The sequence below is a fragment of the Onishia niordana genome (assembly GCF_004798965.1).
GTDB lineage: Bacteria > Pseudomonadota > Gammaproteobacteria > Pseudomonadales > Halomonadaceae > Onishia > Onishia niordana.
Genome location: NZ_SDSD01000001.1, coordinates 181269 through 204732, shown reverse-complemented (window position 1 = coordinate 204732; position 23464 = coordinate 181269). Strand labels below are relative to the sequence as shown.

General features: G+C 63.7%; 19 protein-coding genes. All 19 read left to right on the top strand.

Going from position 1 to position 23464, the window contains the following annotated elements:
• The first annotated feature begins 5 nt into the window (after positions 1-5).
• The 19 genes from ETC27_RS00895 to ETC27_RS00800 all read left to right on the top strand — a co-directional run bounded on the left by ETC27_RS00895 (position 6) and on the right by ETC27_RS00800 (position 23463).
• The gene (locus ETC27_RS00895) at positions 6-962 is read left to right on the top strand and encodes a tetratricopeptide repeat protein (RefSeq protein WP_240724744.1); all 957 of its coding nucleotides are present in this window, start codon (positions 6-8) and stop codon (positions 960-962) included.
• A 307-nt stretch (positions 963-1269) separates the two neighbouring features.
• Positions 1270-1923 (top strand): hypothetical protein, encoded by a 654-nt coding sequence (locus tag ETC27_RS00885; protein WP_168709002.1) that lies wholly within the window; start codon positions 1270-1272, stop codon positions 1921-1923.
• Between the two features lie 10 nt (positions 1924-1933).
• A complete protein-coding gene (locus ETC27_RS00880; RefSeq protein WP_205742656.1) occupies positions 1934-2284 on the top strand; it encodes a hypothetical protein in 351 nt (116 codons plus the stop codon).
• A gap of 685 nt (positions 2285-2969) precedes the next feature.
• Positions 2970-3488 (top strand): type VI secretion system contractile sheath small subunit, encoded by a 519-nt coding sequence (gene tssB, locus ETC27_RS00875; protein ID WP_136253108.1) that lies wholly within the window; start codon positions 2970-2972, stop codon positions 3486-3488.
• 29 nt (positions 3489-3517) lie between these two features.
• A complete protein-coding gene (gene tssC, locus ETC27_RS00870) occupies positions 3518-4996 on the top strand; it encodes a type VI secretion system contractile sheath large subunit (protein WP_136253107.1) in 1479 nt (492 codons plus the stop codon).
• Between the two features lie 4 nt (positions 4997-5000).
• Positions 5001-5435 (top strand): type VI secretion system baseplate subunit TssE, encoded by a 435-nt coding sequence (gene tssE, locus ETC27_RS00865; RefSeq protein ID WP_136253106.1) that lies wholly within the window; start codon positions 5001-5003, stop codon positions 5433-5435.
• A gap of 7 nt (positions 5436-5442) precedes the next feature.
• Positions 5443-7206 (top strand): type VI secretion system baseplate subunit TssF, encoded by a 1764-nt coding sequence (gene tssF, locus ETC27_RS00860; RefSeq protein ID WP_136253105.1) that lies wholly within the window; start codon positions 5443-5445, stop codon positions 7204-7206.
• Positions 7170-8189, top strand: a complete 1020-nt coding sequence (gene tssG, locus ETC27_RS00855; protein WP_136253104.1) for a type VI secretion system baseplate subunit TssG — start codon at positions 7170-7172, stop codon at positions 8187-8189. The genes tssF and tssG overlap by 37 nt, the downstream gene beginning before the upstream one ends.
• 4 nt (positions 8190-8193) lie before the next feature.
• Positions 8194-9516 carry a type VI secretion system-associated FHA domain protein TagH gene (gene tagH / locus ETC27_RS00850; RefSeq protein WP_136253103.1) on the top strand — a complete coding sequence of 441 codons (1323 nt, stop codon included), beginning with the start codon at positions 8194-8196 and terminating at the stop codon, positions 9514-9516.
• Positions 9513-10097, top strand: coding sequence for a type VI secretion system lipoprotein TssJ (tssJ, locus tag ETC27_RS00845; RefSeq protein WP_136253102.1), 585 nt, complete (start codon positions 9513-9515; stop codon positions 10095-10097). The genes tagH and tssJ overlap by 4 nt, the downstream gene beginning before the upstream one ends.
• Positions 10097-11431: a type VI secretion system baseplate subunit TssK gene (gene tssK, locus ETC27_RS00840; RefSeq protein ID WP_136253101.1), complete on the top strand. Its 1335-nt coding sequence runs from the start codon at positions 10097-10099 to the stop codon at positions 11429-11431. Before tssJ ends, tssK begins: the two co-directional genes overlap by 1 nt.
• Positions 11432-11434: 3 nt before the next feature.
• Positions 11435-12247 (top strand): type IVB secretion system protein IcmH/DotU, encoded by an 813-nt coding sequence (gene icmH / locus ETC27_RS00835; protein ID WP_136253100.1) that lies wholly within the window; start codon positions 11435-11437, stop codon positions 12245-12247.
• An 84-nt stretch (positions 12248-12331) separates the two neighbouring features.
• Entirely contained in the window at positions 12332-15061 is a 2730-nt protein-coding gene (gene tssH, locus ETC27_RS00830) for a type VI secretion system ATPase TssH (RefSeq protein WP_136253099.1), read from the top strand.
• Between the two features lie 4 nt (positions 15062-15065).
• The gene (locus ETC27_RS00825; RefSeq protein WP_136253098.1) at positions 15066-16667 is read left to right on the top strand and encodes a sigma-54 interaction domain-containing protein; all 1602 of its coding nucleotides are present in this window, start codon (positions 15066-15068) and stop codon (positions 16665-16667) included.
• Positions 16664-17389, top strand: a complete 726-nt coding sequence (gene vasI / locus ETC27_RS00820) for a type VI secretion system-associated protein VasI (protein ID WP_205742655.1) — start codon at positions 16664-16666, stop codon at positions 17387-17389. The genes ETC27_RS00825 and vasI overlap by 4 nt, the downstream gene beginning before the upstream one ends.
• Positions 17390-17400: 11 nt before the next feature.
• The gene (gene tssA / locus ETC27_RS00815) at positions 17401-18831 is read left to right on the top strand and encodes a type VI secretion system protein TssA (RefSeq protein ID WP_136253097.1); all 1431 of its coding nucleotides are present in this window, start codon (positions 17401-17403) and stop codon (positions 18829-18831) included.
• 46 nt (positions 18832-18877) lie between these two features.
• Positions 18878-22531: a type VI secretion system membrane subunit TssM gene (gene tssM, locus ETC27_RS00810; RefSeq protein ID WP_136253096.1), complete on the top strand. Its 3654-nt coding sequence runs from the start codon at positions 18878-18880 to the stop codon at positions 22529-22531.
• Positions 22515-23144 (top strand): GNAT family N-acetyltransferase, encoded by a 630-nt coding sequence (locus ETC27_RS00805; RefSeq protein ID WP_136253095.1) that lies wholly within the window; start codon positions 22515-22517, stop codon positions 23142-23144. Before tssM ends, ETC27_RS00805 begins: the two co-directional genes overlap by 17 nt.
• A 31-nt stretch (positions 23145-23175) precedes the next feature.
• Positions 23176-23463 carry a type VI secretion system PAAR protein gene (locus ETC27_RS00800; protein ID WP_136253094.1) on the top strand — a complete coding sequence of 96 codons (288 nt, stop codon included), beginning with the start codon at positions 23176-23178 and terminating at the stop codon, positions 23461-23463.
• Position 23464: the final 1 nt, after the last annotated feature.

The window sequence follows — 23464 nt, the reverse complement described above, 5'->3', positions numbered from 1 at the left end:
TTGGCTTGCTGGTCTGCCTGCTTATGCTATCGATGCCTGCCTTGGGGCTGGATGCTGATGCTCAGGCCGCCAAGGACGAGGGCATGCGTCTTTACAACATCCAGCATTCGACGGCGGCCTTGCCCTATCTCGAGCAGGCCGCTGATGCGGGTGATGTCGAGGCAATGTACTACATGGGGGAAGCAGAACGCCGTCAGCGTATGATGAGTATGACGCGAGCGGCCTTGGATTGGTATCTGAAGGCCGCGGAACATGGTGAGCCCTATGCCATGCTGCGCCTGTTTCAGGGCGGGGCCTGCGTGGCGGGAGACTACTGCCCCGAGGACGCCGAGGGTTGGCGCGAGCAGGCGCTCGCCGAGACGCTGCCCAAGGCCGAGTCGGGGGATACCGACGCCATGCTGGCGCTCTATCATATCTATCGCCTGTTGGATGACAGTGGAGAGGGCGTCGAATGGTTGGAAAAAGCAGCGGAAGCGGGAAACCCCGAAGCTCAGATGCGGCTAGGCATGAATATTAGTGGTGGACAGGGCTGGTACTTTCTGGAGTCCAGGCGTTTAGAGGCTGCCGCAGAATGGTTTGGCAAGGCCGCTGAACAGGGCTATGTGCCGGCGATAGCGCAGTTATCTAGCGTTTATGTGAAGTTGGAAGAGTACGGTCAAGCATGGAGCTGGATGATCGAGGCTTCTAATGGCGGACACGTCGATAAACGTTTAGGTGAGGGCTGGTGCTATCTTGATCCTGGGCGTGATGAAAAATGCCAAGTGGAGCAGGATAAGATAAAAGGTTGGGCAATACTGGCAGCTATGGAAGAAGAAACAGGTTTGCGTGCTGCCGAAAGAGTTCTTGATTGGAACGAGGACGAGCTTAGTGATCGTCAGATGCAAGAAGCCGAAGCTTTAGCTAAGGAATGGATGAACAAGAAGCCACCTCTGTCCAACTTTCCCCCGCGTTTTGGGTACTAGGATACAGCGATCATTGTGCACGGCCTTTCTGCTCGTGGCATGGCTGGTATTTCTGTCGGCTACCGCCCTCGAGCCCGAGGTTCAGGCCGCTAAAGACGAAGGCATGCGTCTCTGGGGCCAGCACGAGTGGATCAATATGCAGCCCTATCTAGAACAAGCTGCCGAGGCTGGAAATTTATAGGTGATTATCGATCTCGCTTCTCCTCCTTTTGGGAGGCCAGCAAGTTTTCTTTGAAGGAGGGGAGGGGGAGTGTCGGAAAGCGTGAAAAAAGCTCTGCTTTACAGTTGGTGAATTCTGAAAAAATCCATGGAGGAGTGGGTGAGCGGAGAACTAGAAGAAAGGGTTGTCTTGGAATATTCCTTCACAGGTATGCACATTGCGCCGACTAGAGAGCCTGATACTTATCGGGATGATTGTCGTGTGATGCTTACACATAATGGTGTAGAAAAAACATCATCCAGTGTCATAAGGGATGACTGTGTTTTCATTCCATATGAAGATATCGGGCAGGTTGTTTTGTCCTTTAACAAGGTTTCTCCTGGTTACAGCTGTTCTATATTTTCACAACATAAGGGAGGCGGCTTTATAGAGGTTCATAGCTATAATTATTCAAATGGGATAAACCAAGATCCATTAGAGTGTAATTCTGAATACAGTGAGGTCGTGAGTTTTTTGCATTCTAAGATTCCTGGAGATGAAAGTGTTAGGTGTTTATATGAGGATAAGGGGGTTATGGTTAGGCAGAACCTGGCCGGGTTGTTTTTATTTCTTGTTTTTCTCCCAGTTGTGGTGTTGTCGTTGAACTTGGTAACCGGAAGTCCTTTGATAACCGCGATTTTGGGAGTGGTGGTTATTCCAGCGATTTTCCCTTTCGCTGAGAGGCTCATGCCTGAAGGGAAAGAGTATTCGCCTTCTTGTATACCCAGACAATTCCTCCCGTTACCAGAGGAGAAAGTATGAGCCTTTCCTCTTGGGTAACGTCTCGTTCAGTCAGACGGTAACGCACAAGCAGGAGGTGCACGCCCAGTGGGACATGCTGCAACGCTATATGGATGTCTCCCAGCCCCTGCCTGATGTGCCTCGTCTGGAGCCCTTCCGGGACCGCGATCCTGTGACCGCAGCGCATGACCGCCAGACGGGGCGTGACCCGCGATATTGGCGTGATCTTGATATCGAGGCCTGGAAAGAAGGAGAGGGCGCCGCCCTACTCAAGGCCCAGATGGATTACCCCTGGCAAAAGCAGCAGTACCGACTGACGCCTATGCTCGGGAAAATCGAGATGTCTAAGTATCGCGAGCAGCTTGCTGAGGGGGCGGTATAACGGTTTCTGCTGATTGAGCGCCGACCCCCCTGTGCAACGACTCAAGGCCTTCTACTCCGAGCTGCCCTAAAAGGCGGGACTGGCCAGTGAGGTCATCCGCCTCTCGATATGTTCTCCCTTGGGTATTTTGACCTTACGATTTGCCTGTGTATTTCTCTCCTTCCTCTTTAACGAGTCATTGTGCCTGGCCCTGACCAGGTGCGTTGTATAGGCCAGATTCCTTCATTCTGTGCAGTTCTTTCCGAAGCGAATGACGACGCGTCCCGGTGATTCGGCGGACCACTCTCGTTCGGCATGTCGTATATATTCACTCACTAAAGTAGGTGATCTCTTTCATTTTCTGTAAGACATTTCCTACAAAATGCGAATTTTTAGCAAATGCTAATAATTGTTTATGCGTTTTTGGCTGGAGTTGGTGACTTTTGCCGCCATTTTCGTTCATGGGGTGCTGCGAGGGGCTCGGTGTCTTTTGGCTGATAGTAAAGGGGGCGACTCGACAGTGGCTCGAAGAGTGTTAGCCTGCGCGCCACTCAAAGAAGCCTGTCGAATGGATAATTCTCATCGTTCGACAGGCATAGGTCTGTTTGCTGTGATTCGCTCATGCCGGCATGCGTTAGATGTCGTTGTAGTGGGTTGATTGCGGCAAGTTCCACCCGAGCCGCCATTCGCAGAGAGAAGCTTCGTCATGTCCAAGGAAGGGTCAGTTGCGCCGAAAGAGCGCATCAATATCAAGTATGTTCCGGCCACCGGTGATCAGCAGGCCGAGACCGAACTGCCGCAGAAACTGCTGGTAGTTGGCGACTTCAAAGGGGGAGCCGAAGAAGCACCCATTGAAGAGCGTAATGCCGTCTCGGTGGACAAGAATAACTTTCAGTCAGTGATGCGCGAAGCTGGCCTCGGGCTACAGACCAGCGTGCCGAACCGTCTCGAGGATGGGGCTGAAGAAGAAGGCCGTGAACTGGGCGTCGATCTGCAATTCAACTCCCTGCAGGATTTTGCCCCGGATAGTGTGGCGCGCCAGGTGCCAGAGCTTCGCAAGCTGGTTGAACTGCGCGAGGCGCTGGTGGCCCTCAAGGGGCCGCTTGGCAACGTGCCGGCCTTCCGGGAGCGTCTCCAGGCGCTGATCGAAAGCCCCGAAGCCCGGGATCAGCTATTGAACGAGCTCGAGCTGTTCGATAACGACACTCCCTCAGACAATTCCTGAATTCCCCGCATGGAGGCGAGGCACCCATCATGACCGAATCTACTCAAACTCAGTCCCAGGCTACCGAAAGCGCACAGGAAGCATCCCTGCTCGATCAGGTGATGGCCCAGACGCGCATGGCGCCTGCCGATGAGGGCTACGATGTGGCCAAGCAGGGCGTCGCGGCCTTCATCGGCGAACTGCTCAAGAGCAATGACGAGCAGAAGGTCAATAAATCAGTGGTCGATCAGATGATCGTCGAGCTGGATCGCAAGATTGGCCATCAGGTCGATGAGATCCTGCACGATAAAGAGTTCCAGCATCTGGAATCGGCCTGGCGTGGTCTCAAGCTGTTGGTCGATCGCACTGATTTTCGCGAGAACATCAAGCTCAATGTGCTGCACGCCACCAAGGAAGAGCTGCTCGAGGACTTCGAATTCGCGTCAGAAATCAGTCAGAGCGGGCTTTATCAGCATGTCTATGCCGCCGAGTATGGGCAATTCGGCGGTGAGCCTGTGGCGGCAATGATTGGTCACTACGACTTCACGCCCTCTACGCCGGATATCAAGTTGCTGCAGTATGCTGCCTCCGTGGGGGCCATGTCGCATGCGCCTTTCCTATCTTCGGTGGCGCCGAGCTTCTTTGGTATCGACAGCTTCGAGGAGCTGCCCCATATCAAGGATTTCAAGGCGATCTTCGAAGGGCCCAAGTATGCCCGCTGGCGCAGCCTGCGCGAGTCCGAAGACTCCCGCTACCTGGGCCTGACCGCGCCGCGCTATTTGCTGCGTATGCCCTATGACCCGGTCGAGAATCCGGTCAAATCCTTCCATTACGAAGAGTCGGTCAGCGAGAGTCACGAGGATTATCTGTGGGGCAACACCGCTAACCTGCTCGCCGAGCGCTTGAACGACAGCTTCGCCAAGTATCGCTGGTGCCCGAACATCATCGGTCCGCAGAGCGGTGGGGCGGTAGAAAACCTGCCGGTTCATACCTTCGAGGCGCTGGGCCAGCGGCAGACCAAGATCCCAACCGAAGTGTTGATCACCGATCGTCGCGAGTTCGAGATGGCCGAAGAGGGCTTTATCTCGCTGACCATGCGCAAGGGCAGTGACAACGCGGCGTTTTTCTCCGCCAACTCGGTGCAGAAACCCAAGACTTTCCCCAATACGCCTGAAGGACGCGAAGCCGAGACCAACTACAAGCTCGGTACTCAGCTTCCTTACGTCTTCATCGTCAATCGCCTGGCGCATTACATCAAAGTGCTGCAGCGCGAGCAGATCGGCTCCTGGAAGGAGCGCCAGGATCTCGAGCGCGAGCTCAATACCTGGATCCGCCAGTACGTTGCCGACCAGGAGAACCCGCCGGCCGACGTGCGCAGCCGTCGTCCGCTGCGTGCTGCTTCGGTGAAGGTCTCAGACGTCGAAGGCGATCCGGGCTGGTATCAGGTCTCGCTGGCAGTGCGCCCGCACTTCAAGTACATGGGGGCCAATTTCGAGCTCTCTCTAGTGGGACGCCTCGACAAGGACTGAGCCCATGAACGCCTTCAGGGATCGAAGCGCACCGCTCGGCACCCGGCTGTTCGAGCGCCTGTCGTCGCCGGCGCGTCCCGCGCCGGCAGGCGATCGGGCCGTCGAGGCCACCCTGGTCTCGATTAAGCGTCACCTGGTCGACTTGCTCAACAGCCATCCGGGGCACAGCGAATGTGCACCGGCGTTGGGTCTGCTCGACTTCAACGATGCCACTCTTGGCGTGCTCGACCTTGAGCTCAAGGTCGAGCGTGCCATTCGTGAGTGTATCGAGCGTTTTGAGCCGCGAGTGAGCCAGGTCCAGGTCGAGACATTGCCCAACGAGGCCGCGCCGCTTCAGCTGCGCTTTCAAGTCCATGCCACCCTGGACATGGGGCGCGATTCGACTCAGACCACGATAGATCTGCTGCTCAACGATAAGCGCTACCAGTGCCTGAACTGAGACCGATATGCTGAATCGCTACTACCGGGACGAACTGGATTTCCTGAAGCGACAGGGGCGGGAATTTGCCGAAAGCAACCCCGGGCTCAGTCGTTTCCTGTCCGAGCAGAGCACCGACCCTGACGTCGAGCGCCTGCTTGAAGGGTTCGCCTTCTTGTCCGGACGATTGCGCGAGAAGGTCGACGACGAGTTTCCCGAGCTGACTCACTCATTGATCGGCATGTTGTGGCCCAACTACTTAAGGCCCGTGCCGAGCATGACGGTCGTGCAGTTCACGCCCCATTGGCACAGTCTGAGCGGTGTCCAGTCAGTACCCCGTGGTACCACTCTTGCCAGCCGCGAGGTGGAAGGTACGGCCTGTGGCTTTCGCACCTGCCATGAGTTGGCGCTCTATCCGCTGGCCCATGACGGCGTTTCCGCGCGCCACTCCCGCGAAGCCTCGATGGTCGAATTGGACCTGGCCGTGCATAGCGACCAGCCTCTCAATGCGCTGGGCGTGGGCGATCTGCGTTTGCATCTGGGTGGCAACGACTACACGGCGCGCACCCTCTATCTGTGGCTCAGCCACTACCTGGCCAGCATCGAGCTCGATATCGATGGTCAGCGACTGACGTTGCCCACCCGTCTTGTGGCCCCGGTGGGCTTTGACGGTGAGGATGCGCTACTGCCGTATCCGCGAAATGTCTATCAGGGCTATCGCATCCTGCAGGAATACCTGTGCTTCCCCGAAGCCTTCCACTTCTTCGACCTCCAGCGCCTGGGAGACTTTCTCCCAGCGCGCGCGGCCGAACGGCTTACGTTGCGCTTTACCTTCACGCGCACCCTGCCGGCAGATGCCCGCATAGGCGACGAGAATCTGGCCCTTTACTGCACACCGGCGATCAATCTCTTCGCCCATGATGCTGACCCTGTAGACCTCAGCGGCGAGCGCAGCGAATACCGCATCCGGCCGAGCAGTCGGCTCCCCGCGCACTATGAAGTGTTCAGCGTCGATAGTGTGGAAGGGTGGCTTGAGAGCAATAGCGGCCGCATTCGCGGTGAGCCACGCCGCTACGTGCCCTTCGAGAGCTTCGAGCATCAGATCGAGCGTGACCGCCAGCGCGAGGCCCGCTACTACCGGGTGCGGGTTCGCGATAGCCTGCGTGGCGATGGCTTCGATCACGACATCGCCTTCGTACGCGGCGATGAGCAGGCGTGTCTGGGGTTGCGCGAGACGATCTCGCTGCGCCTGACCTGTTCCAACCGGGAGCTGCCCGAGCGGCTGGCCGTGGGTGACATCTGTGTGCCCACCGAGGACAGTCCGGCCTTCGCCGAGTTTCGCAACATCACCCGGCCCACTCCGGCGATGCGGCCCACGCTGGATGGCAGCCTGCTGTGGACGCTGATCTCCAATCTGTCGCTGAACTACCTGTCACTGCTCGACCGCGATGCTCTGTGTTCGGTGCTGCGGGTCTACGACTTCCGAGCGCTGGTGGATCGCCAAGCTGAGCGCATCGCCCAGAAGCGTCTGGCGGGCATCATCGATATCCAGACCCAGCCGGTCGATCGACTGTATCGCGGCCTGCCGGTGCGCGGGTTGCGCTCCGAGATGACCCTTGATCAGGAGGCCTTCGGCGACGAGGGCAGTCTGTTTCTGTTCTCCAGCGTGCTGTCTCGGTTCTTCTCGCTATATGCCAGCATCAACTCCTTTCACGAGTTGCACGTTATCAACCTCCATAACCGCGAGCGCTACGCATGGACCTTGCAGTCGGGCCAGCAGCCCCTGATGTAGCGCTTGCTCCCCTGGTTGATGGGGCCCGGCGCTACGACTTCTACCAGTTGGTGGAACTGCTCCACCGCCACCACGGCGACGACCTGGAGGCCGACCGCGAGGCCGATCCGGGCACCGAGCGTGTGCGCCTGAAAGCGTCAGCCTCGCTGGGTTTCCCAGGCAGCGACATCGTCTCTCTCGAGCCCCGCGATGCCGGTCGTTACGACATGCAGGTCAGTTTCCTGGGGTTGCAGGGCGCCCAGTCGCCGCTGCCGGGCTATTACCTGGAGTCCATGGCTCATGCCGAAGCCCATGATGAGGGGGCGGCCGGCGATTTTTTGAATCTTTTCAACCATCGGGTGCTGTCGTTACTGCACCGAGGCTGGCGCAAGTATCGCCACCATGTGCGTTATCAGGACGGGGCGGTTGACGGCTTTTCGGCAGCTATTTTTGCCTTGGTGGGGCTTTCCGATGAGCGCTTGCGCGGCGAGACGCCGATCAACTGGAGCAAGATGCTGGCCTATGCCGGCCTGTTGGCCGGACGCTCACGCTCCCCAGACGTGGTGGCGGGCATTATCGGCCATTGCTTCGACCTCGAAGGCGTTGAGGTCGAGTCCTGGGTTCACCGTCAGGTCGAGATACCACCCGACCAGCGCAGCCGCACTGGCATCGCCTGCGCCACCCTGGGGCAGGACATGGTCGCTGGTAGCAAGGTCGATGACATCAGCGGCAAGTTCGCGCTATGCCTGCGCGGCCTGGACTTGGCTCGCTTCCGGGACTTCCTGCCAGATGGCCGCGACCACCAGGCATTGCGCACCTTGATGGAGTTCGTGCTGCGCGAACCGCTGGCCTATGACCTGGAGCTAGAGCTGATGGAAAGTGAAGTAAGACCCATGCGCCTGGGCGAGGGGGGCAGCTGTCAATTGGGCTGGACGACGTTCGTCAAGCCCCAGGCCGGTGCGGCGGCCCGCAGGCGCCGGATACGCATTCAGATGACACGGTGAACCCATGAACGAGACGCTCTCTCAGCAGCAGGCCATCACTCTGGTGGTGACCAACAGTGAACGGCTCGAGGGCCGCTCCACCAGCAGCCACGTTTTCCCGGCAGCGGGCGGCACGCTAGGCAGTGCAGCAACCGATGACTGGCTGTTACAGGATCATGCCGGCCGCGTGCGTCCCGGGCATGCCGAGATTCAGCGCCTCGACGGGCGTTTCTGCCTGATCGATCGCTGCGGCCAAACCTTTGTCAACCACGCCACTCTGCCGCTCGGTCGCGGACGCCGCGTGGCCCTGCGTGACGGCGATGAGCTGCAGATGGGCGAATATCGTCTGCGGATACATCTCGGCGATCGCCAGGCCGATGCCGCCGGTGTTCAGCCGTTGGCGACCCTGGTCGATGAGGAGCATGAGGCGTTCGAGGACGCTGAGCTTACCCCGGCCACAGGTGTGATGCCCCGGCCACAGCACGACCCACTTGAAGCCCTGGGCGAGGCCTCGCCGGCCCAGCGGCATCGGGACCCCATGGCCGCCCTGGCCGATGAGGCCATTACCGGCGAACACGACCACCACGAACTGCTCGATGCCCTGGACGGGCAGGGCGGCGCGGCCAGCGAGCCGGCCGCGCCGAGGAACCGACGCTACGAGGACCCTGACATGGATGAACGCTTGTTGAACGATCTGGAACGCTCTGTCGGCGAGCAGCTCGAAGATCGCTGGCAGGAGCCGGCGACGGCGGATGCCGGCCATATCGGCGCTTCGCCGCTGCTGCAGACCCTGGGTGGCGAACTGCGCTTTCGCGACAGCGCCGAGCAGCACGCCTTCCTCGAGGAGGCGGGACGCACCTTGAAAGCCGCTGTGGACGGCCTGCTGACGCTTCATCAGGCCCATGATGGTAGCCGCTATCCGCTCCGGGACCGTCGTCTGCAGCCGATCGAGGATAACCCGCTGCGCCTCGGTCAATCTTATGAGCAGACGCTGACCACGCTATTCGACGCCCAGCGCAGCCCGGTGCATCTCTCGGCGCCGGCAGCGGTAGCCGAATGTCTCGAGCACCAGCATCAGCACCAGGCCGCAGTGGAAGAAGCCATTGGTGTCGGCCTCAAGTCGATCCTCGATGCCTTCTCGCCGGATGCCCTGCTCAAGCGGTTCCATGCCTATCGTGGCGCCGGTCGCCAGGGCGATGACGAGGGCGGCTGGGCCTGGGAGATGTATCGGCACTACTACCAAGAACTCAATTCCGGTCGCCAGCAGGGCTTCGAGAAGCTGTTCTGGGAAGTCTTTGAGCAGGCCTACGACCAGTCGGTGCGTCGTCAACAGCGGGAGGGCGCATGAGGCTCCCGCTGACCGAGGCGGCGTCGCTGGCGCGGCGTCTGCCGTTACGCACTTCGCTACTGGGCTATCTGCTGCTCGGCTATGCCCTGCTGATGCTGGCCGGCTGCGCCTCGACCTTCGAGGCTGCCGGCAAGACCTACCAGGTCGTGCGCGACCCCTCCATCCCGGTGGGCTACCCGGAGGATCGTCCGACGCGAGTCGACCTGAGCATGCTGGCCGAAGCCAATATCAACCCCAACGTCGAGGGTGAGGGCACTCCGCTCCGCTTCCAAATCCTGCAGCTCAAGGACGACTCGATGCTGATGTCGGCCGACTCTCGCCAGCTGCGTGAGGATCTCGAGGAGGCGCTCGGCACCAACTATCTGGCGCACGATGACTTCACCCTGTTGCCGGGTCAGTTCAAGTTCTACGAGCCCTTCGAGGTCGAAGAGAACACGCGCTACATCGGCATCATTGCCTTCTATGGCGAACCCAATCAGGCGCAGTGGAAGAAGGTCGTGCCGGTCGACGCCCGCGGGCGTGATTACCACCTGCTGGTGCACCTGCTGGAGCGCGAAGCCGCGCTGAGGAAGGAGACCTGATGGCCAGTCGCAACCCCGTGGTCTGGAGTGAGGGGCTGTTCATCAAGCCTCAGCATTTCCAGCAGCAACAGCGCAGCCTGGAAGGATTGGTCGACACGCGCCTGCGCGGCGTCGGCGGTCACCTGCATGGCTTTTTGACGCTTACGCTCAATACCGAGTACCTGAGCTTTGGCCGCATTGCCTTGAGCCAGGCCAGCGGCGTGATGCCCGATGGCACGCCTTTCCGACTTCCCGACGATGATCTGGAGCCCCCGGCCCTTGAGATCACCGATGCTTCGGTGGCCAACCAGGTGGTCTATCTGGGCGTGCCCCTGGCCACCGATGGTGTGGCCGAGGTGAGCTGGGAGGCCTCGACGCTGTCATCGCGCTACCGGGCCGCTCAGCGCGGCGTGCGCGACCTGCATTCGCGGGCCGGTGACCTGGCCGACCTGGACCTGGCGCGGGTCGCGCCGCGACTGTTGCTCGAGAACGAGGACCGCAGCGCCTACGCCTGCCTGGCCGTGGCCCGTATCCTCGAGCGGCGACCGGATGGCAGCCTGGTGCTCGACGAAGCGTTCTTGCCCACTCTGCTCAACGTTCAGGCCGCGCCGGTTCTACAGCGCTTCGTCGGCGAGATGGCAGGGCTGATGCGCGAGCGTGCCCGCAACCTGGCTCAGCGTTTGGCTACACCTAATCAATCCGGTGTCGCCGATGTCTCCGATTTCATGCTGTTGCAGTCTCTCAACCGGGCCCAGCCGCGCTTCCAGCACCTGGCGAGGCTCGGCCACCTGCATCCCGAGCGCCTCTATACCGGCATGCTCGAGACCTGCTGTGAGCTGACCACCTTTACCGCCGAGTCACGGCTGCCGCCGGAGTTTCCGGCCTATGACCACGACCGGCCAGAAGCTGCCTTCCGGCCGCTGATGGAAAGCCTCCGTCAGTCGCTGTCCACGGTGCTCGAACCGCGTGCGATGGCCATCGAGCTGCAGTCACGCCGCTATGGGCTCAAGGTGGCGACCCTTGCCGATCGCAGCCTGCTCGACGATGCCGACTTCATCCTGGCGGTGCGCGCCGAGCTGCCCCCGGAACGGCTGCGCAAGCTGTTCGTTCAGCAGACCAAGGTGGCAAGCGTCGAGCGTATCCGCGACCTCATCAGCCTGCAGCTGCCGGGCATCCCGCTCGAGCCGCTGCCGGTGGCGCCTCGCCAGCTGCCGTTCCATGCCGGCTATACCTATTTCCGCCTCGACCGCCAGAGCGAGGCCTGGAGCATGCTGCAGGGAGCCAGCGGCTTCGCCTTCCATGTCGCCGGCGACTTCCCGGGACTTGCCATGCAGTTCTGGGCAATCAGGAGCTAAGCCATGAACCAACTCGCCAACCGCGATGATGCCCGTCGCCACGAAGACAGCATCGACGTCCAGGGCCTGGAGCGGCTGATCCACAGCCACGCCGATCATCTGGATGCCGACGAAGACTACTGGTTCCGACTGCGCGGCCATAATCTCAATCCGCTGGTCGATGCCTCCGGTTCGCTGCTGGGTATGGTGGTCCGCGTCCGCCAGCTCGACCGGCTTGACGATATTGACCGGCTCTACCGCCAGGTGGTCGACGAGATCGCCGCCATCGAGATCGAGCTCACCGAGCAGGGCTATGACCGGCCGACGCTGCTGGCCTATCGCTATGTGCTGTGCTCCTTCATCGACGAGGCCGTGATGAGCACCGACTGGGGGCAGCAGAGTCAGTGGGCGGGTCACTCGCTGCTGACGCGTTTTCATAACGAGACCTGGGGTGGCGAGAAGGTCTTCTCGATCCTCGGTCGGCTGCGCCAGGAGCCGCGGCGCTATCGCGACCTGCTGGCCTTCATCTATCTGTGTCTGTGCCTGGGTTTCGAAGGTCGCTACAAGGTCATGCCCCATGGCCGCGAGGAATACGAGCAGGTGCTGCGTGAACTCGGCGACCAGCTGGGGGCGCTCGACGAACCCGGCGAGGAGAGCCTGACGCGTCCGCTGGACAACGTGCTCACTGCGCCGCGTCGGCAGGGCGATGGTCTGCCGCTATGGGGCATCTTCGCGCTCTTTGGCCTGATCGTCGCCTCGGTCTATGTCGGCTTCTCCTGGTCACTTGACCAGCAGGCCGACCAGGTCAGTGTGCTGCTCGAACGCATCATCGGCTAACCGCATACGACGTTTCCGGCAACATTTCCTGCAACACAGACGTTTTGCGCCATACCGTTTTTCGGACAACATCCAGGAGAGACCATGCTCAGGGTAGAGCTACCGGCACTGATCGGCCGACTCAACGCCATCGCCCGCCAGGGACTGGAAGGGGCCGCAGGGCTGTGCGCCGAGCAGCAGGCGCCCGAGGTGGGAGTATCCCACTTGCTGATGGCCTTTCTCGACCAACCACTGTGTGACCTTCGGGTACTCCTCGACGTTGAGGAGATCGAGCCGGAAACGCTACGGCGTGCCCTGGCCGAAGACGCGCGCCCAGCGCGTGATCTGGAAGTAAGCACGCCAAGCTTCTCGCCGTTGCTGGTCGAGCTTCTGCAGGACGCCTGGCTGCTGGCGAGTGCCGAACTCGAGCATCGCGAGCTGCGCAGTGGCGTAATATTTGCCGCCCTGTTGCACCATGCAGGGCGCTACCTGGGCCCGCGCGGCGAGCGGCTGCTGGCCGGTATCAATCGCGAGCGGCTGCGTCGCGACTTCACCCGACTGACCCGCGATTCCGCCGAGGCCGCCGCGCCGCAGGACGAGCGCGCCGCACCGTCGCGAGCCGCAGGCGCAGACGACAGCGCCCTGGCACGCTTTGCCACCTCGTTGACCGCCCAGGCACGTCGCGGCGAGCTCGATCCGGTACTGTGTCGCGATCCGGAGATCGATCAGATGCTCGATATCCTCGGCCGCCGGCGCAAGAACAACCCGATCGTGGTTGGCGACGCGGGTGTCGGCAAGAGCGCCGTGGTCGAAGGCCTGGCCGCGCGCATCGTCGAAGGCCGCGTGCCCGAGGCATTGGCCGGCGTGGAGCTGGTCTCGCTGGACCTCGGCGCACTACAGGCCGGGGCGTCGGTCAAGGGCGAGTTCGAGAAGCGCCTCAAGGCGGTGATCGAAGATGTCAAGGAGGCCGCCACCCCGACGCTACTTTTCATCGACGAAGCCCACACGCTGATCGGTGCCGGTAATCCGGAAGGTGGTGCCGATGCCGCCAACCTGCTCAAGCCGGCGCTGGCTCGTGGTGAGCTGCGCACCATCGGCGCTACCACCTGGCGTGAATACAAGAAACACATCGAGAAGGACCCGGCGCTGTCGCGGCGCTTCCAGCCTGTGTCCCTGGGCGAGCCGAGCGTCGAGCAGGCGCTGGTCATCCTGCGTGGCCTGCGCGACGTCTACGAAACCACGCACGGGGTACTGATCGGCGATAGCGGCCTGCGCGCCGCCGCCGAGCTCTCGGCCCGTTACCTGGCCGGTCGCCAGCTGCCCGACAAGGCCATCGACGTACTCGATACCGCCAGTACCCGGCTGGCTCAGGCACTGGATACACCGCCGCGCCGGCTTAGCCACCTGATGAGCGAGCAGCTGGCGGCTCAGCGCGAGCACGATCAGCTCGAGCGCGAGTCCCTGTTGGGGCGCACGCCTGACGCCGCCCACCGCGACGCCCTGGCCGATCAGTTGGTTCGTCTGGGTGAAGAGCGCGAAACTCTGGAAGCCGCCTGGCAGGAGCAGCGCGACTGCGTCGACACCATCCTGTCGCTGCACCGCGAGTTGCTCGCCGACGAGGAGCCCGGTACCGGTGAGCAAGACGCAGGCGAGTCCGGCGTGGATGCGTCCGGCGTGGATGCGTCCGGCGTGGATGCGTCCGACGCGGGTGAGCGGGGCGATGCCGAGCAGGACCACACCGAGCGCGACAAGGCGCATCAGCGCCTGGACCGCACGGCGGCACTGGCCGCACATGAAGCACGCCTTGCCGAGCTGCAGCACGAGTTTTCCCTGGTCAACCCAAGCGTCGAGGAAGCCCAGATCGCCCAGGTGATCGGCGACTGGACCGGCGTGCCGGTGGAGCGGATGACCCGCGATGAGCTGGCGCGGCTCACCGAGCTGCCCGAGGAATTGGGGGGCCTGATCAAGGGCCAGGATCTGGCCATCGAGCGCCTGCATCGCCACCTGCTCACCGCCCGCGCGGATCTGCGCCGGCCTGGCCGCCCCATGGGCGCCTTCCTGCTGGTCGGTCCCAGCGGCGTGGGCAAGACCGAGACCGTGATGCAGATCGCTGAGAGCCTCTACGGCGGTCGCCAGTTCCTGACCACCATCAACATGTCCGAGTATCAGGAGAAGCACACCGTCTCCCGGCTGATCGGCTCACCGCCCGGCTATGTCGGTTTCGGTGAAGGCGGCCTTTTGACCGAGGCGATCCGCCAGCGACCCTATTCGGTGGTGTTGCTCGACGAAGTCGAGAAGGCCCACCCGGACGTGCTCAATCTCTTCTACCAGGCCTTCGACAAGGGCGAACTGGCCGATGGCGAAGGTCGTGCCATCGACTGTCGTAACGTGCTGTTCTTCATGACCTCGAACCTGGGTTATGAGGCCATCGTGCAGCATGCCGACGATCGTGAGGCCATGGATGAGGCGCTTTACCCGGTACTGGCCGATTTCTTCAAGCCAGCCCTGCTGGCACGCATGGAGGTGGTGCCCTATGTCCCGCTATCACGGGACGTCCTCCACGACATCGTCAGCGCCAAGCTCCAGACCCTGGCCGGGCGCATCCGCGACCGGCATCGCCAGGCCGAGGTGGTGCTGGAACCGGCGCTGGCTGAAGCGATCTGTGCCCGCGCCACCCGCAGCGAGAATGGCGCCCGGATGCTCGAATCAGTGATCGATGGTGAACTGCTGCCGCCGGTGTCGCGGGCACTGCTCGAGCGCCTGGCGCGCCGCGAGCCGGTGACCCGTGTGGCGCTTGGAGTCGACCTGCACGGCTTCACTGCGGAGGTAGGATAACGTGATGGACGGGGGCGTACTCGACGAGGGAAAGGCGCTTGCATCGGTGCCGGCGTTGGCCGGTATGTCCGAGGCGATGCGGCTGGTCGAGGGCAATTCGCCCGCCGAACTGCGCCGGCGGGGCCTTGCCCTGCTGCGCGAGCGCCTTGGTGTGGCCTGGGCTCGCTGCCTGGCCCTGGATGCCAGCGGTCGCTGGCTGGTCGAAGACGAGGGCGAGCAAGAGGTGCGGCTGGCCTGTGACGACTTCCGCCATCCCTACGCCCACGCCATACGCCGCGGCGAGCCCTTGGCACTAGGGCTAGGCGAGGCTCGCTTGCGCCTGGATCACGAGGCATTCCAGACGGCCACCACGGGCCTTCCTGCGGCCTGGCGGTTGGTGGTGCGGCCACTGCGCGCCCGCGATGGGCGGCGCGAGTGGCTCGGTGTGCTGGCCCTCGCCGGTCCCGCCGAGCTTGTCGACCCCTTGACCGAGCGCGATGACTTTCTGTCATTCGAGGCGCTGCTGTGCAGGCTTTGGGCCTGGCTTGCCCGCCAGCATGACGAGCGTCGCGACCAGGCGAGGCTTCGCGATTCTCTGGCCGAACTCAACGACGGGGCGCGCCGACGTACGCTCAGCGAGCGACTGCGAACGCGCATCCTCGGCGATTCGCCGGCCATTCGCGCATTGCGCGATCAACTGGTGCGTGCCGCCGAGACGCATCTGGCGGTGTTGCTGCAGGGCGAAACTGGTACCGGCAAGGAGTTGGTGGCTCGCGGCATCCACGAGGTTTCGGCGCGCCATGCTGGCCCCTTCCTGGCCATCAACTGTGCGGCGATTCCCGAGAGCCTGCTCGAGGCCGAGCTATTCGGTCATGTGCGGGGGGCATTCTCCGGCGCCGAGCGAAGCCGCGAAGGATTATTCGGCGAGGCCGATGGCGGCACCCTGTTCCTCGACGAGATCGGCGACATGCCCTTGGCGTTGCAGGCCAAGCTGCTGCGGGTGCTGGAATCGGGCCGCTATCGCCCGTTGGGCGGCGACCAGGAGCGCCAGGTCGATCTGCGACTGGTGGCGGCGACCCATCAGCCACTGCATCGTCGTATCCGCGAAGGGGCCTTCCGTGCTGACCTTTACTACCGGCTTGGCCAGTTCCCGCTCACGCTGCCTGCCCTTGGCGAGCGCCGCGAGGATATCCCGACGCTGGCCCAGGCCTTCGTCGATGACTTCTGTCAGCGTGAAGGTCGCGAGGATATCGGGCTCGGCCGCGCCACCCTGCGGGAACTTGCCGGCCGCGACTTTCCCGGCAATGTGCGCGAACTCAAGAACCTCATCGACTACGCCTGCGCCATGACCCGCGACGGCGAGGACATCGTGCCCGAGACCCTGCCCGTCGCGAGCGGGCCTGCACCCTGCACCGAGGACGAGGGGGCAAGCGACGCCGAATCAGAGCGGCTAAGTCCTGACGATGTCTTCGACTTGCGCCGCGCACTGCGCGACTACGAAGCGACGCTGATCCGTCAGCGTCTGGTCCGCTTCGACGGCAACCGAACCCTGACGGCCGAGAGCCTGGGCCTGCCCAAGCGCACCCTGGCCCATAAGTGCCGACAGCTTGAACTGGATAGCCCATGAACGTGATCGACATCATCCGCGAGCACCCGGCCGCGCGGCCGGCTCGCCACTGGCCTAAGGCCTGGCTCATGGCTCTGGTCCTGGTAGCCGGGCTGCCGCCGGTCTCGACTCAGGCCCAGGCGCAGAGCCAAGCCCCGCACACCAGCGAGCCTCAGACTCCGGACGAGCGCTTGAGAGCGGCCAGGGCCTGTGCCGACTCGCCATCCCGGCTAGGGCGCCTGGAATGCTATGACGCGCTATTCCGCGATCAACGCCCAGCCGAGCCACAAGAGGCGCGTTCGCCGCTGTGGCAGGCCGTGGCTGCCCAGGAGGCCGAGCGTGACAACGACGACTTCGGCCTGCGGGTGAGTAAGTGGCCGGATTCGGTATTGATGAGTGTACCGGCGCTTGGGACCTTGCCGCCTCGTCCGCTGCTGGTGATCAGCTGCGACGATGCCATTACCCGTTTCCAGCTGCATCTGAGTGAGCCGTTAGAAGCCAAGCGAGCGCCGCTCAAGCTTCACGGCGAGGGTGTCACGCTCGATCAGACCTGGCGGATGCTGGGTAACGGCCATGTGGTCAGCGGCGGACGAGGCCTGCCGGCCATCGGCACCCTGAAACGCCTGTTGGGTGGCGAGCAGTTGCGCCTGACCAGCGAGCTTGCCGACATCGATGGGCTGCGTTTCCAACTCACTGGCTGGCGCACGGCGATTGAGCCGCTGCGCACCATGTGCCGCTGGTAGCGAGGACAGATATGTACATTACCCAGCCCGCTCAACTCGAAACACTGTTGGCACCCATTGGTGAGGGTGTTGGTGAGCCGGTAGCGGAGAGCAAGGACTACGACTGGCTCGACGAAGAAATGATGAAGGTCGGCTCGCTGCAGCACGGCGAGGTCGACTGGCAGCAGGCCGAGACCCGCGCCGCGCGTCTGCTTGCCGAAACCGGCAAGGACCTGAAGGTGCTTGGCCATCTGCTGCACTGCCTGCAGCACGACGCCGATCCGGCGCGTTTCTCGCTGTCGCTGGAGTTGCTGGCCGGTGCCCTGGATCGCTGGTGGAGCGAGGCCTATCCGTTTGCTGGACCCCGCGGCAAGCGGGCTCGCCCCAAGCTGTTCCAGCAGTTTGCGCAACGGGCTGTGACTCTGGCCGGTTCCCTCGAGTTTCTGGGCGCCGCCGATGAGCACACGGCCTGCTGCGAGAGCCTGGAGCGGCTGCGTCAACGGGCGCTCGAGCACGAATTGCCCAACCAGTCGCTGGTGGAGCTGGGGCGGTTGTTGAAAAACACCACGCCCTCGGCATCGGCTCCTGCTGCCTCGCCGTCGTCGGCCCCGACGGAGCGCTCGACCCCACAGGAGCCGGCGGCTGCTGACGCCTCGGCATCGGCGCCCCGGGCACCAGAGGCGCGTCTCGAGACAGGCAATGATCGCGGTAATCGCCAGGCGTTGTTGAAGATGGCCGATTTCCTCAACGAGCAGTCGCCGGGCGAGGCCCTTGGCTATCGGCTGCGGCGCCATGCGATCTGGCATGCCATCCACAGCTTGCCGATGACCCGTGATGGACAACGCACCGAGCTGGCGCCGGTATCCGCCGACCGGGCGGCGGAGTACCGCGAGGCCGCGGCGGGGCGACCCACCCTGGAGGATTGGCGGCGTATCGAGAACAGCCTGGCGCTGAGCCCCTATTGGCTCGAGGGGCATCGACTGAGCGCCGAGGTGGCGCGTCGACTCGAGCACCCGCGCTGTGCGGAGGCGATCCGGGACGAGGTAGCGCGTTTCGTCGGTCGCTTGCCGAGCCTCGAGGCGCTGACCTTCAGCGACGGCACCGCCTTCCTCGATGCCGACACGCGCACCTGGCTTGCCGATGTCCCCGGCACCGGGACACCGGGGGGCGCCATGGGCGGCGGTGATCCCTGGCAGGAGGGGCTGGAAACGGCCCGCGAGCGGCTCGCCGACGAGGGGCTGGCACCGGCGCTTGCGGTGCTTGACGAGGGACTGGCGTCGGCGGGGTCGCCCCGTGAGAGCGTCTACTGGCGTCTGGCCAGCGCCGAACTGCTGCAGGAGGCGGGCCTCGGCGCGCTGGCCCGGCAACACTATCAGGCATTGCATGACGCCGTGACGAACCTCGATCTGGAGCACTGGGAGCCGGCCTTGCCGGCCCGGCTGGCGGCGGTGCTCGAGACATGAAGTGCGGCGATATGAAGGAATCGACAGGAACAAGGGAGCAAGGCGCATGTGGAAACAACTGAAGGCCGGTATGAGCCGCTGGGTGCCGGGCATGTCCCAGGCAGACAGCCAGCTCAACCAGGCTCGCGGACACGCCAACAAGGCGAAAGGCCTGAAGCGCCTGGGCGCCTGGTTGTGGTGGCTGCTGGTGATCGCCCTGCTGGTGGCGATCTGGTGGCTGGGACCACAATGGGAGGTCTTCGGTAGCCGGCCCCTTGAATCCTGGGTCAATCGCCTGCTGGCGACCCTGGCGCTCGCCGGGGTGGTAGCGGTGGTATGGGGTATCCGCCTGGCTCGGCGGCTGCGCGCTCTTAATGACGAACGTCGCCACGAGGATCAGCGTCAGCTCGACCCGGTGCTCGGCCAGATCGAACGCCAGGAGGAGAGCCTGGACGCCACCCTCCAAGAACTCACCGACAGCCTGGGCGGTGGCGGCAACGCGCGTTATAAGCTGCCCTGGTACCTGGTCATGGGCGTGGAAAACGCCGGCAAGACCAGTCTGGTCAATCGCTCGGGCCAGAACTTCGCCCTGACCCATGTGATGAAGGCGTCCGGCCAGGGCAAACGTGGCCGGTTGGGCTTCGACTGGTGGATCGGCGACAAGGCGGTGCTGATTGACCCCGACGGCGAGCTGTTGACGCAGGGCGCGCTGCAGGGCGGTGAGCCGGCAGAGCTCGAGAGCCGGCTGTGGGATCACTTCGTGGATTGGCTGGAGCGCCACCGCTCGCGTCGGCCGCTGGACGGCGTGGTGCTGGTGCTCGACCTGGCGCGCCTTAGCGATGCCCAGGTGGCGGTGCGCAAGGCCTATGCCTCGCTGCTGCGCGCGCGGCTTCGTGAGCTGATGGAACGCCACGGCAGCCGGCTGCCGGTCTATGTCACCTTCAGCAAGATGGACCTGCTGCACGGCTTCGATGACTTCTTCCGTCACTACTCCCGGGATGCGCGGCGCGCCCCGCTTGGCTTCACCTTCTCGGCGGCCTCCCTCGATAAGCCCGGTCGCTGGGAAGACGAGTTCGTCGACGCCTACGACGGCATGCTCGAACGGCTCAACCAGACCCTGCCGACCCTGCTGGCCGAATGTCGCGACCGCGAGGAGCGCGAGTCGGTGTTCCGCTTCGTTCGGCAGCTTGCCGGGCTGCGTGATGTCCTGAAGGGCTTCCTCGGCGAGGCGCTCTCCAGCGATCGCTTTTCCACCGCAGCGCTGGTGCGCGGTGCCTACTTCACCTCGGTCTATCAGCAGGGCGTGCCTGAAGACCCCTTCGTCGATGCCGCCGCGCGGCGCTACGGCATGACCGATGGCGTGCAGCCGGCGCACCGGGCGACGCGCTCGGCGCTTTACTTCACAGAGGAGCTGTTCGAGCGCGTCATCTATCCCGAGTCGGGGCTCGCCGGCGACAATGCCCGGGCCGCACGGCGCCGGCGGCGTGCCCGTCGCGTCAGTGCCATGGCCTGTGTGATTGTTGGTGCCTTGCTGGTTGGCGGTTGGTATCACTTCTATGAGAAGAACAGCCAGGCGCTGGCGGCCGTGGAAGACAAGGCCGAGTCCTTCCTCGAGGTACGCCCCGGCGACTGGAATAGCGACGACCCCACCGGCTATGCGCTGCTCGAACCGCTGGATCGTCTGCTCGGCGCCACGAATGAGTTCGGCGACTACCGGTCGCGACCCTGGCTACTGGCCGATATGGGCCTCTATCAGGGACACCAGCTGGGCGTCGAGGTCGATAATGCCTACCTGCGGCTGCTCGAGCAGCAGTTCCTGCCGGCGCTGATGATCGGCATCATGGACGACATGAACCGCGCCCCGGCGGGCAGCAACGACAAGCTGGCGCTGCTGCGTATCCTGCGCATGATGTCCGATGCCAGCGGTCGCCAGCCCGAGCGCGTCCACGAGTTCATGGCGGATCGCTGGCAGTCGGACTTCCCGGCCCGCGGCGATGTGCAGCGCCGGCTGTTGGAACATCTCGACTATGCCCTGGCCTACACCGACCTGGCTGGCCACGCGCAGGAGGGTAAACCCGGTGCCCAAAAGGCCATGGCGCCGCTCAAGGGCAGCATCGCGTCCGCGCAGCAGGAGCTTGCTCGCCAGCCGATGTATGAGCGTGTCTATGCCTCGCTCAAGGCTGGTATTTCCCGGCGCAGCGCCGCGGTACTGGACCTGCGCTCCAGCGTCGGCCCGGCCTTCAACCTGGTCTTCATGGCTCGCAACGACGATCCCGACAAGGTGCGCATCCCCCCGCTGCTGACCCGCAGTGGTTTCGAAGGCTATTTCCTCGACAAGCTGGATCAGGCGACCGAGCTGGCCTTGATCGATACCTGGGTGCTCGGCCAGCGCGATGACATCGACTTCAGCGATGCCGACCGCCGCCGTCTGCAGGAAGCCCTGCGCGAGCGATACATCAGTGACTACCACGTTACCTGGCGCGAGGCGTTGGCCGATATTCGCCTGGTGCCGCTGCCGGATATCCACCAGGCGGTGCTGGTCGCCGATGGCCTGCTCGGCGCCAGTCGTCCGCTGGATCGTTTACTCGGTGAAGTGACAGAGCAAACGCAGCTCTACCCCGAACTGCCGGAGGATGACGCCGCCGCTCGCCAGGTGCTGCAGCGCTCACCGCGCTATCAGTTGGCCAGCGAGATCGAGCGCCATTTCGCGGCGCTCAATGAGCTGACCGAGGCACAGGGCGACAACCCCTCTAATCTCGACGAGATCAAGGGCGCTATCGCCGAGCTGCGCGACTATCTGCGTCAGGTAGATGAAGCCAGCGACCGTGGCCGCCGTGCCTTCCTGCTGGCAAGGGATCGCCTCTCTCTGCAGGGTGAAGACCCCATCGCCCGCCTCGAGCGCATCGCCGAGGATACCCCGGCGCCGGTAGGCGGCATGCTCGAGAGCCTGGCCGATCAGAGCTGGCAGCTGCTGATGGCGAGCGCCGTGCGTCACCTGGAGCGCCAGTGGATCGACGAAGTCGTGGTGCCCTTCCAGCAGCGCCTGGCTGGTCGCTACCCGCTGGCACCGCAGGCCTCTCGCGAGGTGGCGCTGGCCGACTTCGAGGCTTTCTTCGCCGACGAAGGCATCCTCGATACCTTCTATGAGCGTAACCTCAAGCCGTTCATCGAGGGCGCCCCCGAGGTCCTGCGTAACGACGAAGGCAATTCGCTGCTGCGTCAGGGAGTACTTGATGCCGTGCAGCGCGCCGAGCGGATTCGCGAGGCCTACCTCAACCGTGACGGCGTGCTCGACGTGGCCTTCAGCCTGGAGCCGCTCAGCCTGAGCGCCGACAAGCGGCGCGGGGTGATCAGCGTCGATGGCCAGCTGATCGACTATGCCCATGGTGCCAGCCGCCGCGTGCCGATGATCTGGCCCAATGGCCTGCGCGACAGCAACGAGAGCCGCGTCACCCTGGTGCCCAGCGAGATCAATCGCTCACCGCGCACCCTGCGCCGCGACGGGCCCTGGGCCTGGTTCCGCCTGCTCGATGAGGCGCAGTTGATCGGCGCCAGCGAGCGCGAGCTGGAACTCAGCTTCCGGGTCGATGGTGGCAGCATGCGCTATCGCCTGGTCGCCGACGGGCCCCGCAATCCCTTCACCCGGTCACCGGCCGCGGGCTTTGGCCTGCCCACGGCCCTCTATGCCGAAGGAGAACAGCACGATGCTGGCGACACTTAAACGATGGATGGGCGCGGCCTCGGCCCAGCCCAGCGAGTCGCCCGCTTCCGCGGCAGCGGAGGAGAAGGCGGCCAACGAGGAGGCGGCACCGGCACTGGTGCCCGCCGCTCCCGACGACATCGCGCTGTTGCTGAAGGCAGCAGAGCGCGCCGAGGTCGAAGGGCTTTCGCCCTGGGTGCTGCGCGACGAGGCGCGTCTCGAGACCCTGCGTCGCTCGCTGGAATTCGTGGTCCATCGTGGCCTCTGGTTACAGCGCGAGTCGGGCACGGTCGCGCATTGGCAGGGCCGGTTGCTGGCCCTGCGCCACGGCGAGGGGCCGGTGCTTGGCATGGTGCTGGTCTGCCGGCGCGATGACGAGGCCGCCTGGCAGCTGCGCTTCTTCTTCATCGCCCCCGAGTGGCAGGGCCGCGGCCACGGGGCCCGGCTGTTGCTGGCGGCCCGCCGCGAGCTCAAGGGCACACCCCTGCAGACCCGCTTGCCACTGGTAGGGGGCGCGCCAGCAAGCCTCGAGGCGGCAGGCTTTCGGCGCATGCACATGGATGCCGCCGGGGTAGCGAGCTTCGAGGCCCCAGCGCAGTGGAATGATCAACGCGAACGCACAAGCGGCGCCTGAACGGCGACGCGCATTGGCAGGAGGACGACGCATGGGAAGCAAGTTCGTATTGCTGGGGGATCAGGGTACCGACCACGAGGGCTTTCCCCCCACGCCGGTGACCGCCGGTAGCCCGACGACGATGATTGACGGCAAGCCCGTGGCCCGCCAGGGAGACCCCCTGGCCCCCCATGACAAGCCGGACCACGGCCCCCACCCGCGCGCCATCGCCGGGGGCTCGGGCAGCATCCTGATCGACGGCAAGCCAGCCGCTCTGACCGGCCATGCCGTCGATTGCGGCGGCGTGGTGATCGGCAGCGCCAGCGGGGAGGGCAGCTGAC